Source organism: Halomonas sp. GFAJ-1 (assembly GCA_002966495.1).
In the GTDB taxonomy this organism is placed as follows: Bacteria; Pseudomonadota; Gammaproteobacteria; order Pseudomonadales; family Halomonadaceae; genus Vreelandella.
Genome location: CP016490.1, coordinates 3,210,075 through 3,222,743, shown reverse-complemented (window position 1 = coordinate 3,222,743; position 12,669 = coordinate 3,210,075). Strand labels below are relative to the sequence as shown.

At 54.8% G+C, this 12,669-nt stretch carries 8 protein-coding genes; 1 reads left to right on the top strand and 7 read right to left on the bottom strand.

Features of this window, described 5'->3' with window-relative positions; genetic code table 11:
* Nucleotides 1-173: 173 nt before the first annotated feature.
* Nucleotides 174-506 (top strand): hypothetical protein, encoded by a 333-nt coding sequence (locus tag BB497_14495; GenBank protein AVI64364.1) that lies wholly within the window; start codon nt 174-176, stop codon nt 504-506.
* 127 nt (nt 507-633) lie between these two features.
* Here BB497_14495 and BB497_14490 read toward each other — a convergent pair whose 3' ends face one another.
* From BB497_14490 to BB497_14460, 7 genes are all read right to left on the bottom strand, one after another.
* Nucleotides 634-1,260 (bottom strand): hypothetical protein, encoded by a 627-nt coding sequence (locus BB497_14490; protein ID AVI63834.1) that lies wholly within the window; start codon nt 1,258-1,260, stop codon nt 634-636.
* A gap of 397 nt (nt 1,261-1,657) precedes the next feature.
* The gene (locus BB497_14485; protein AVI63833.1) at nt 1,658-5,323 is read right to left on the bottom strand and encodes a bifunctional proline dehydrogenase/L-glutamate gamma-semialdehyde dehydrogenase; all 3,666 of its coding nucleotides are present in this window, start codon (nt 5,321-5,323) and stop codon (nt 1,658-1,660) included.
* Between the two features lie 92 nt (nt 5,324-5,415).
* The gene (locus BB497_14480) at nt 5,416-6,906 is read right to left on the bottom strand and encodes a sodium/proline symporter (protein ID AVI63832.1); all 1,491 of its coding nucleotides are present in this window, start codon (nt 6,904-6,906) and stop codon (nt 5,416-5,418) included.
* 348 nt (nt 6,907-7,254) lie between these two features.
* Nucleotides 7,255-10,446, bottom strand: coding sequence for a bifunctional proline dehydrogenase/L-glutamate gamma-semialdehyde dehydrogenase (locus tag BB497_14475; GenBank protein AVI63831.1), 3,192 nt, complete (start codon nt 10,444-10,446; stop codon nt 7,255-7,257).
* Nucleotides 10,447-10,644: 198 nt separating this feature from the next.
* A complete protein-coding gene (locus tag BB497_14470) occupies nt 10,645-11,478 on the bottom strand; it encodes an AraC family transcriptional regulator (GenBank protein AVI63830.1) in 834 nt (277 codons plus the stop codon).
* 45 nt (nt 11,479-11,523) lie between these two features.
* Complete coding sequence (locus tag BB497_14465; GenBank protein ID AVI63829.1) at nt 11,524-11,892, bottom strand: hypothetical protein; 369 nt, start codon at nt 11,890-11,892, stop codon at nt 11,524-11,526.
* A 267-nt stretch (nt 11,893-12,159) separates the two neighbouring features.
* A complete protein-coding gene (locus tag BB497_14460; GenBank protein AVI63828.1) occupies nt 12,160-12,567 on the bottom strand; it encodes a histidine kinase in 408 nt (135 codons plus the stop codon).
* Nucleotides 12,568-12,669 lie beyond the last annotated feature (102 nt).

The following is a 12,669-nucleotide window of genomic DNA, read 5'->3' as shown; positions in this document are numbered from 1 at the left end:
CCATGGGAGTAGCGGCTGCGACACCTTTCCATAGTTTATCCACAGCCTCTTGCAGGTTTTCTGTGAGTCTGTGAATAAACTCTTTTTACCGGTAAGCGAGTGGCAAGTTACTCACAGAGTTGGGATAATAGTGAGCAGAGTGTTCAATGTTCACGATGATTCCTAAGGTATTTATGAGCGTCCATCAACAGCTTCAAACCGCGCTTCTCGAGCTTGAAGCCTCGATGAAGGCCGCCAACTTATGGCGTATGCCTACTCCTGCAGCAGATGCATTTGCTAGCCAGGAACCCTTTTGTATCGACACGATGTCGTTGCCCCAGTGGGTTCGTTTTGTGTTCATTGCCCGGCTCAACGCACTGATTGAAGCCAAGGCCGCCATGCCGGCTAAATGTGAGATAGCGCCGGCGATGGCCGCGTATTTAATCCAAGAGAAGGTGCGTGCCAGTGACCAGATATTGGTAGTACGTGCGGTTGAAAAGGTTGACCGCTTAGTCACTGAAAATTAACTTGACCTTTGATTATTGAACCCAATGAAAAAAACCCAGTTCACGCTAGCGCGAGCTGGGCTTTTTTTACAGCAGTTAGGTGTCAACGATGTTACCACTAGCGTATTAAACGCTAGTGGCGCACTCGTTAAAAACGGTAGCTAATGCCTGCCATGATGACGACCGGGTCGATCTCTACGGTGCCAGCAGCCTCGCCATTAATTGTTGCGTCTGTATCAATATCGATGTACCAAGCCGCAGCGTTGAGCGCCCAGTTATCATCGATTAACAGGTCAATGCCCAACTGGCCTGCGGCCCCCCAGGAGCTGCTTAAATCCAGATCGCCAATCGCAAGGCTCTCATCAGAGAAGTGCGTATAGTTGATACCAACACCCGCATAAGGCTGTACTCGTGCATTGGTTCCACCCAACGGGTAGTACTGAACCGTTAAGGTGGGTGGTAAGTGTTTCGTTGAGGCTAGGTTGTCGCCATTCAGCTCGATGTCGTGCTTAAACGGCAGTGCCGCGAGAAGTTCCACGCCGATTTTATCGTGGAAGCGATAGCCCAGAGTAAAAGCAAAATCAGTTTTGTCCTGGACGTCGACCGAGAAGGCGCCTCCTGCTAGTGAGCCGTTATCACTTTTCGGAGTCACCTGCGCCACGCCCACACGGGTAAAGAAATCACCGGCGCCATAGGCGAAGGCTTGGCTGCTGGTAGCCAGTGTAGCTGCCGCGAGGCCAGCGGCAAGTAGGGTAGGTACAGTACGGTGGCGCATAGCGTTGCTCCTAGCGGATTAAGTCACTTCATTAATGGGTCACATCTTAATAAGAAGTTTATCGACTCGTAGCAGAGCAGTTATTGACCTAGGGCAATGAGCGCTAAGAAGTATTACAAAAACTACCTAATTAGTTCTGCGAGCGGGCTTGAATAGCCTGTGGGGAGTCTTTGCTGAAGCTGTTAGTTAGGCTGGTGGTCGATGTTTGGAAAGCCTGGAGAGGTCGCCACAAGTAAACGGGCGTCACTGACATCAATGAGACCCTCCCGCAACAGACGGGAAGGCCTCAGGATCAATCGATCGTTTAGCTAATTTAAGTGCGGAATCCGCGCTCGATTAGCGAACAATATGTTGATGTTCATCCGCAGCTCAGCTGCAAAAATGAAAGCTGACGGGCCTATTCGGCCGTAGCCAGCAGGCTAGCGTTGCCGCCCGCTGCGGTCGTGTCGATGCACAGATGACGCTCCACCACAAAACGATCCGGTGCGATGGTCTGGGTCTCAAGCGGTATGATGGCTCCTTCGCGTTTCGCCAGGGCAACCAGCAGCTCACGCGGCCAATCGCTGGCGCCAGCGGCAGCGACCGCCGCAATGCCTTTGATCTCGCTCAGCGTTGCGGCGGAGACACTCCCATCAAGCCCGGCCACGGGTGCGCCTGCATCAATCAGCGGTTGAACTACTTGAGCCGCGCCTGGCGCGACGACGATGGCTGCACAGCCTGTGCCGAGGGCTTGAGCAGCCTGGGCAATGGCGATATCCAGGGTCGGCCCTAGGCACAGAATCACTCCCTTTGGATACATCGCCAAACGGTTGCTTTCCCCCGTCGGCCCCGGCAGTGTCTGCGGCGTCATATCCAACGCTGCCGTTTCAGCCAGCGCCTTGCGGATCACGCCGCCTTTGCCAGCGAGCGCTTTGCGCAGTACCTCAATTCGATTGGGGCGCACCGCCCAGTTGCGTGAATCTAACCCGTCGAAGGCGGCCTGCAGCGCTTGAAGCGTCACGGCATCTCCCTGGGGCGCGTCGCTGTGCTCAGCGGCGGCAGTGCGGCGGAAACGCGTGATATAGAGCGGCCCGCCTGCTTTGGGGCCAGTGCCGGAAAGGCCTTCGCCGCCAAACGGTTGAGAGCCAACGATGGCACCAATCTGATTGCGGTTGACGTAGACGTTGCCAACATGGATACGCTCGACGATCTGTTGCACGCGGTCATCAATGCGGGTGTGCAGTCCGAAAGTCAGCCCGTAACCCTTGGCATTGATATCGTCGACGACCTTGTCGATATCCCGCGCCTTGAAGGTAGCTACGTGCAGCACCGGGCCGAAGATTTCACGCTCGAGATCTTCGATGCCCCCAACCTCAATTACCGCGGGGGTAACGAAGGTGCCGGTGGTTGGCGCGGAGAGCTTCTTCAGCACCTTGCCCGCTTTCTCGTGGGCGGCTACGTATTCGCTTATCTCGGCCTGGGCGTCGGCGTCGATCACGGGTGATACGTCGGTGTCAGTATTCCAGGGGTCGCCAATGGTAAGTGAGTCCATGGCGCCATAGAGCATGTTGAGCAACCGGTCGCGGGCCTCTTCCTGAACATACAGCATACGTAGCGCCGAACAGCGCTGACCGGCCGACTGGAAGGAGGAGATCAGGATGTCGCGCACCGCCTGCTCGGTCAGCGCCGTGGAGTCCACAATCATGGAGTTGAGGCCACCGGTCTCAGCGATCAACACAGCGTCGGGGCCTGCATTCTCCGCCAGGGCTTTGTGGATGATCTGTGCCACTGGAGTCGAGCCGGTGAAACAGACACCCGCAATACGCGGATCGCTGGTCAGCGGGCCGCCCACCGTTGGGCCGTCGCCTGGCAGCAACTGCAGTGCTGCTTCCGGCAGACCCGCTTCACGCATTAGCTCTACCGCACGGGCGGCGATTAGCGGCGTTTGCTCGGCGGGCTTGGCAAGCACCGCGTTTCCAGCCACCAAGGCTGCTGCGATCTGGCCAGTCGTAATTGCCAACGGGAAGTTCCACGGGCTGATACACACGAAGATACCACGGGCGCTGCCGGGCTCTTCTGCTTCCAGGCGCTCGCCTTCGTTGGCGTAGTAGCGTAGGAAATCCACGGCCTCACGCACTTCTGCGATGCCGTCGAACATCATTTTGCCAGCTTCTCGTGTAGTGATCACGGTGAGCTCGGCGATGTGCTCCTCGTAGAGGTCGGCGGTACGGCGCAGTATCTCCGCACGCTCGGCCACGGGGCGCGCCGACCATTCGCGGAAGCCTTCCTCGGCGGCGTCAAGCGCAGTGGCGACCTCTTCTGGGGTGGCCTCATGCACCTTGCCAATCACACGCTTGCCGTCGGCAGGGGAGTGGGCATCTCGCGCCGGGCCTTGAGGGGCGGGATTGCCCACCAGCATAGGGCCAGCTGTCCAGGTGGTATCTGCAAACGCTTCGCGGGCGTTGAGCAGTGGCAGGATCGAGGCGGGTTCGTTGATACGATAGCCCTTTGAGTTCTTGCGGTCCGGCGCGAACAGCTCGCCGGGCTGGCGAATCAGCGGGCTTGAAACATCGTTGCCGAGCTGCTTAAACCCTTCAATCGGATCCTTTGAGACGTCACTGGGCGGAATAGAGCTATCTACCACCTGGTTAACGAACGAGGAGTTTGCCCCGTTCTCTAGCAGGCGGCGTACCAAGTAGGCCAGCAGGTCGCGGTGCGCGCCGACCGGGGCGTAAATGCGGCAGTGTGTGCCTTCTGTCTCTTTAACGATGTGGTGCAGCGATTCGCCCATGCCATGCAGGCGCTGAAACTCGTAGCTGTCTTTGTCGCTGCCTGCCATCTGTGCTATAGCGGCACAGGTATGGGCGTTGTGCGTAGCGAACTGCGGGTAGATGCGGTCGCGACGGTCGAGCAGCATTTGGGCGCAGGCCATGTAGCTGACGTCGGTATTGACCTTGCGCGTGAAGACCGGGAAGGTCTTCACGCCCATCTCTTGGGACAGCTTAATCTCAGTATCCCAGTAAGCGCCTTTCACCAAGCGTACCATAATCTTGCGGTTAAAGCGTTCGGACAGTTCGTAAAGTGCTTCAATCACGGGTGCGGCGCGGCGGCCATAGGCCTGCACCACGACGCCGAAGCCATCCCATCCATCTAGGCTTGGGTCTGACATTAGTGCCTCAATCACATCGAGAGAGAGGTCCAGACGGTCTTGTTCTTCGGCGTCGATATTGAAGCCGATATTGGCCTTGGCGGCCTGCTGCACCAACTCTTTGGCGCGCGGCACCAGTTCCGCCATTACCGTATCGCGGTGGGTGTATTCGTAGCGTGGATGCAGCGCAGAGAGCTTTACCGAGATGCCGGGGCTGCCGCGCACATCGCCCTTGGCTTGCTCTGCAATGGCGGTGATCGCTTTGGCATAGGCCTGGTGATAGCGGATGGCGTCCTCATCGGTACGCGCTGCTTCACCTAGCATGTCGTAGGAGTAGGTGTAGCCCTGTTTCTCCAGTTCGCGGGCGTTCTTCATACCTTCTTCGATGGTCTGGCCGAGCACGAACTGGCGGCCAAGAATCTTCATAGACTGGCCAACCGCCTTACGCACCACCGGTTCGCCCATGCGGCGTACCAGCCCGCGTAGTGCCCGCGTAGGACCTTTGGGGTCTTCACTCAGCACCTTGCCGGTTAATAGCAGTGCCCAGGTTGAAGCATTGACCATTGAGGAGGAGGACTTGCCTAGGTGGGCGCCCCAGTCAGAGGGCTCGATCTTGTCGTGGATCAGGTCGTCAATGGTTTCCGCGTCGGGCACACGCAGCAGCGCTTCTGCCAGACACATCAGGCCGACGCCCTCGGTGGTTGAGAGTCCGTACTCGGCCAGGAATGCCTCCATCATTGAAGGAGATCTTTCCTTACGCACACGCTCTACGTACTTGGCACCAATGGCGGCGACCTTTTTGCGGTCGTCCTCCGACAGCTTGATACGCTCAATAAGCCCGTGCAACACATCTGCCTCATTGGCGTCGTAGTTGCTGCGAATGCGGGAGCGTAGTTCACTCACGTCGCTCTGCAGGTGATGATTGGCTTCGTTCATACAGGGTCTCTCCTTGCTACACGAGAGGGCTCCCGCGGGAGCCCTCTCGATACGTTGAATGCGCTCTACGCTCTGCGCCTCACGGCGTGTTACTAGCGATCAATATGCTGATATTCACCAGCGTCGTCAGTCATGTTGCTCACCACTAGGATGGCGATGAAGGACGCGATGAAGCCTGGAATGATCTCGTATACACCCGGGCCACCCATGAACTCACCGTTCCAACCCAAGGTAATCCAGAGCATGACGGTGACAGCACCCACTACCATGCCTGCAAGGGCGCCTGCACCGTTTGTACGTGACCACATGAGCGACAGAATGATCAGAGGCCCAAACGCCGCGCCAAAGCCTGCCCAGGCGTTACTGACCAGCCCCAGTACTTGAGAGTCTTCGTCAGAAGCGATAATAGCGGCAACCACGCCCACAAGAACCACGCAAACACGGCCGACAGCCACACACTGCTGCTCAGTCGCTTTTTTGTGCAGGAACAAGCGATAGAAGTCCTCGGTCAGCGATGACGATGATACAAGCAGTTGGCTAGAGATCGTGCTCATCACGGCAGCCAGCAGAGCAGCATAGAGGAAGCCGGTGATCAATGGATGGAACAGCAAGTCCGCCAAAATAATGAAGATTGTTTCTGGATCCTGAACATCTAACCCATTACGAATGGCGAAGGCACGGCCAAAGATACCCAGAGAAACGGCACCAATTAGCGAGACAAGCATCCAGGCCATACCAATATTACGGGCAACAGGCACGTCTTTTTGCGAGCGAATAGCCATGAAGCGCACAATGATATGCGGCTGCCCAAAATAGCCAAGCCCCCAGGTAACGGCAGACAGCCACCCTATGAAGGTCAGTCCTGATGTCCAAGATAGCAGCGTGGGATCTACGCTATTGAGTGTTTCTGACGCTTGAGAGAAACCGCCGCCACCTTCGCCAAATAGAACTACTGCAGGCATGATCACCAATGCCAGCATCATGATGCAGCCCTGCACGAAATCCGTCATGCTCACGGCTAGGAAGCCGCCAACAACGGTGTAAATAAGCACCACGCCGAGTGTAATCATGACACCCATACCGTAGTTGCTCATATCACCGAAGTTGTATATGCCGGAAAACGCGCTTTCAAACAGCTTGCCGCCTGCCACTAGGCCTGACGCGGTATACACGGCGAAAAAGATCACAATAACAATAGCTGATACTGTGCGCAGAGCCAGCGCGCGCGTTGGGAAACGGTTCGCTAGAAAAGCAGGAATGGTAATTGCATTACCGTAGTGAATCGTCTGTTCACGCAGGCGTGGTGCGACCAATATCCAGTTGAAGAGTGCACCTACCAGCAGGCCGATACCAATCCAGGCCGACCCCAAGCCAGAGACAAACATTGCGCCGGGTAAGCCTAGGAGCAACCAGCCACTCATGTCCGAAGCGCCGGCCGAGAGGGCCGCCACTTGGGGGCTGAGGGTTCGGCCACCCAGCATGTAATCTTCAGAGGAAGACGTAGATTTGCGCATAGCGTAAACGCCTATGGCGATCATTAGCGCAAAGTAACCCAATAAGCTAATCCAAACACCAGTAGCCATGAAACTTCTCCAGTTCGTCAGAACGGACCTAGGCTTTGTCGAAAAATACCCGCGTTAGCCGACTTTTCGTACAACCCTAGCTCCGACAGGTTTAGCGTGTTTACCGGGTATCGCTCGGTAAGAACGCCGTCTTTTTTTGTTAACCCTTTATCTCTTTCACGTTACTGGCCCCGAAGAGCGCCTGCTAAGAAGGTGGTCAGAAAGGTTGTGGTTTTGCTTGTGTGCAATGTTCCCTGTGCCTAGTACACGGCCTGGGTAGGCCGTGAATGTGAAGGCAATCGCTCTATTATTTTCAACCATGAGACGGTTCCTTTTCAGGAGTTCAGGTTAGAAGTATTGATGAGCCGATCACTCATCGCCTAGCGCCAGCAGCGACGCGTTGCCACCTAGGGCGGCGGTGTTGTTCGTAATGGTTTTTTCGGTAATAAAGCGCTGCAGATAGTGCGGGCCACCGGCTTTTGGGCCGGTGCCGGAAAGCCCTTGACCACCGAAGGGTTGAACGCCAACCACTGCGCCGATGATATTACGGTTGATGTACACATTACCTACACGAATTTTCTGCGCTATTTCAGCGGCAAATGATTCGTTACGGCTATGTACCCCAAATGTTAGTCCATAACCCCGGCCATTAATGTCGTCAATCACACGTTTAAGCTCGCTGGCCTTGTACCGCACAATGTGCAGCACTGGGCCGAACTGTTCCTGGGTAAGGGCGTTGATGCTGTCAATCGTAAACGCAACCGGCGCGACAAAGGTACCGTGTTGGGTGTGCTCTGCCGCCATGGGTGTTTCAGCGACTAAGCGATTCTCACCTTTTAATTTTTCGATATGGGCAAGCAGGCTTTTACGGGCATCTTCATCAATCACTGGCCCCACGTCGGTGCCCAAGTCGCGAGGGTCGCCTATGTGCAGTTCGTTCATGGCGCCTTTTAAGATGTCGATAACGCGGTCGGCAACGTCATCCTGCAGGTAAAGGACGCGAAGTGCTGAGCAGCGCTGCCCGGCACTTTGAAACGCCGACTGAATCACGTCGACGACCACCTGCTCGGGTAGGGCGGTGGAATCGACAATCATGGCATTCATGCCGCCGGTTTCAGCAATCAGCGTTGGCAGTGGTGCGTTTTCACGTGCAGCGAGGGCGCGATTGATAATTTGTGCTGTGTCGGTGCCACCCGTAAATACTACGCCGGTGATACGCGGGTCGGAGGTCAACACGCTACCGACGGTGGGGCCGTCGCCAGGCAGTAGCTGCACCACGTCGCGTGGCATACCCGCTTCGTAAAGCAGCTCAATCACCCGGTGGGCGACAATTGAGGTTTGCTCTGCGGGTTTTGCCAATACGGTATTGCCAGCAACCGCCGCTGCAACGATTTGCCCACAGAAGATGGCGACTGGGAAGTTCCAGGGGCTAATGGCGGCAAATACCCCTTTACCCCCCATCATTAGACGGTTGGATTCACCGGTGGGGCCAGGCAGTTCAATGGTTTCGCCAAACGACTCTTCAGCGCGCATCGCATAGTAGCGGCAGAAATCAACAGCTTCTTTAATTTCATCCACGCCATCAGTGAGCAGTTTGCCGCCTTCGCGGGAGCAGAGCGTCATCAGCTCGGCCATGTGCTCTTCCATCAGGTCGCCCAAGCGGCGCAGAATCGCAGCACGCTCAGCAACCGGTGTCGCATCCCAGCGGGGGAAGGCTTCCCAAGCTGCGTCTAGGGCTTTCGCTGCTTGCTCTTTACTGGTCCATTGCACGCTACCTACGGTTTGTCTGCGATCAAATGGTACCGTCACGCTGTGAGTGTTAGCAGCGTCGTCATTGACTTCGAATGCCAGCAGCGGCTTGGCCGCATACTGTTTGTCCATAAACTCAGCCATTTTCTCCTTAATCGGGTAGTAATGGCTGCGGATATTGAGGTTAATCCCGCGGGAGTTTCGGCGTTTCGGGCCAAAAATATCCTTAGGTAGCGGAATACGCTTGTTGTAGAGCGTTTTTTGCTGGCGCAGTGTCTCAATGGGGTGCTGGCAAAGCGATTCTACCGGCACATCCGGGTCCACAATTTGGTGGACGAAGGAGGAGTTCGCGCCGTTTTCAAGTAGGCGCCGTACTAAGTAGGGAAGTAGGTCTTTATGGGCGCCTACCGGGGCGTAAATGCGGCAGTAAGTGCCTTTCGGCGCACGCTCAAGGGCGGCGTCATAGAGCGCTTCACCCATGCCGTGCAGGCGTTGGAATTCAAATGGACGGCTGTCGTGGTTCGCTAATTCAAGAATGGTCGTAACGGTATGGGCGTTATGTGTAGCAAACTGAGGAAAGATACGCCCCTGGGTGTCGCTCGACAGCAGGAACTGAGCACATGCTAGATAAGCCACGTCCGTACATGCTTTACGGGTAAATACCGGGTAACCGTCAACGCCAAGCTGTTGAGACTCTTTTATTTCGCTATCCCAGTAGGCGCCTTTCACCAAGCGCAGTGGGATCTCGTCGCCCTGCTCATCCGCTAAGCGATTAATATAGTGAAGAACTGGCAAGGCCCGCTTGGAGTAAGCTTGGACAACCAGACCAAAGTGGCCCCAGCCTTTTACAGCACTGCTTGAATACACCGCGCGGAAAACCTCAAGGGATAGCTCTAGGCGATCCACTTCTTCGGCATCAATGGTGACCGCAACATCCAACTCACGCGCTTTGGTAACCAGCGTGATGACGGTATCAACCAGCTCTGCCAGCACCTGCTCGCGACGGCCAAACTCATAGCGTGGATGTAGGGCGGAAAGCTTAATAGAAACCGATGGCGCTGGGGTCTTATCACTTAATGATTTACAGGTTTTACCGACTTGCTCGATAGCGCGCGCGTAGTCATCAAAATAGCGTTTGGCATCATCGCGGGTGCGGGCCGCTTCACCCAGCATATCGTAGGAGTAGGTGTAGCCTTTATTAAACAGAGGTTTGGAGCGCTTCAGGGCTTCATTAATGTCGCGCCCCAGGACAAACTGCTTGCCCATGATTTTCATTGCTTCGTACATAGCCCGACGAATAACGGGTTCGCCCAGGCGGTTGACCATGCGATTAATAAAGTGAGCCGGTTGGCCCTCTTTAGGGTGGTCAAGCTTAAGCACGCGGCCGGTCATTAGTAAGCCCCAGGTAGAGGCATTGACCATCCAAGATTCGCTTTTACCTACATGCGACTGCCAATCAGCCGGGCCAAGCTTATCTTCAATCAGCGCATCAGCGGTGGCTTTGTCAGGAATACGCAGCATGGCTTCCGCAAGACACATCAACATCAGGCCTTCGTGGGTATCCAGGCTGTACTGCTGCAATAGTTCGTCGATCGTGTCGACGGCGGTATCCATCTTGCGCACATCGCGCACCAGCGCTGCGGTATTAGTCTCAATGCGTGCGAAATCTTCGCGATCGGCATCCAGTACCTTGATCAGTTCGCCAACAAACGCGTCTTCATCCACGATGTAGTGGTCGCTAACACGCTGCATCAACATATCAAGGTCGGTTTGCCAGATGGCAGGATCACGCATTTTTTTGGCATTGAGCATTGAGGCCCCCTTGATTCTGCACTAGATCAGTAGATGGCAGGGCATAGTGCCCAAGCTAACGCCCGAATGTAGAACGCCCCGTCCTTGGGTGTATGTCGTTTTCATGGCAAAACGTGTCAATTTCACGGCAAGATGGATGTTGTTTAGACTTTAGTTTAGTTTCTTAGGGCTTTCCAACGACTCTTCAACGGCTATGCTTCACGGCTGTAAGGGAGTAGGCAAAATAGTAGAAAATGATGATGAAGGGTGAGAGGCAATCGGCGTAGTAGCCCCCTGGCGCAATTTACGGGGCGATAAGCCATAGCTGCGCCGAAACGCGTGAGAGAGCGCGCTTTGGTTGGCAAAACCGGTTTGAATGGCAATATCGGTCAGCGGGAGCCGGCTTTGAACAATAAGTTGCCTAGCGGCATTTAAGCGCTGTCTTTTTACGTACTGCCAGGGTGAAAGGCCCGTTTGGGCGCGAAAGCGTTCTGAAAAATGTGCTTCGCTCAAGCAGGCAAGTTTGGCTAAATCGGCCACGCGTAGCTCGTCGGCCAAATGTTGGCGAATAAAACGATCGATTAGGTCAAGATCAAGGCGGCGCTGGGCAGCGCTAGGAGTTGAGCCCAGGCGGGCTTTTAATGAGCCTAATAACGTGGCAGCAAGGCGGTCTTGTTGGAAAGAGGTGGATGGCGTGTCAAAGCCATGGGTCAGCTCGCTCTCGACAAATGCTAAATAGTGGCGAAGTGGATTATCCAAGGCGAAAAAACGCGGAGCATCAAAAAGGGCGACTAGTTCACGATGCTCACCGGTGAGTGCGGGGGCATCTTCTGGTAAATCGAGAATAAGCTGGCGGTTATGGCCATGGCCCGAGTAGTAGTGCTCATGGTTAGCAGGCACGATACAGCCTGAAAAAGCGTTCACGCGCCCGCCTAGCCCCTCAATTTCAAATTCTGAAGAGCCACACAGCGTAATCACGATTTGATGGAAATCATGGGAGTGGTGCTTAGTGGCACTTTCCAACGGGATGTGCCGAATAGTGCTGCCAGGCATAATGATCTCCTCGTGACTATTACGGGCTATGGCGTAAACCAGCGCTTAACGTTGCTGAGACTCTCGCAGTGCTGTATGGGCGGCTAGATGATCGCGCAGCACGGTAAGCTCCGCATGGCCTTCTTGGTTAAGCAACGATTTCCCTTGGGCAATTTGCCAACGCCGCCCATGGGTATCCATTAAATGCATGGCCCGGCGACGTATGCTGTCTAGGTACTCATCGTGCCTAATGGGGTAGCCGATAATGGTATTCCACTCAGTTTCACTGACTTGGCTCTCTAGTGCTTTATCAAACAGTGCTATTAAATCTTTGGGCTCGGTGCGGTAACGAGGCGTTCCCACCGATATTAGTGCTAGAAAAACGCAGCCTATAACCAGTAAGCAGACCCCTAGCACCAGCAAATAAAGCGCCATGTTTAGCTCCCTATAATTTCCGGTGATAGTGACGGCTAGTATACGCCTGCACTTGGAGAGACGAAAATTTTGCGGTTTTGCGAACTTTTTCTGAGCAAAGTGTCTGAGAGTGTACAGGCAACATAGTGATAGCAGTCGCTAATAGTGTTGTTCTGGCTATTGTTTTCGATCCCTTGCTTCCGCTGCTTATTAAATTAAGCAGCGGTTTTTTTTGGTTAACGTTTAACTTGATAAGCGCTTATTGAGTCATAAAAGGTCAGGTTGTGCTCAATGGCGACGAATCGTCAGTAAGGCGATTAAAATATCCCGGCGGGTGACCGTACCCACTAACCGCCGCTGCTCAACGACGGGATAAATCTTTGGTTTGGCCCCCATCATTTCCTGGGCTAGATCAGTGATACTCTTATTCGGTGTCGTGGTAAGCACTTCCTGGCGCATTAATTCGCGAACCAGAGGCGCCTCATCATCATGGTAAATACTGTCTAATACGCGACCGAGCACGTCTTGCTCTGAGATAAAGCCAATTAACTGGTCAGAGGCGTCCACGACGGGCGCACCGGGCAAGCGGTGAAGGGCTAATCCCTGTGCGAGCGTGGTAATCGAGGTCTCGGGCGAGACACGATAGCAGTCACGAGACATAATATCGCGAACAGTATCGGGGGTCTTCTTATTCATGGTGGCACTCCTTACGACATGCTATTCAACCCATGATGGGAAGGTGCATCGCCTGCCAGTTTGTTTAAGAGAGTGAATCACTTTTCGGAAACAAAACGGGCC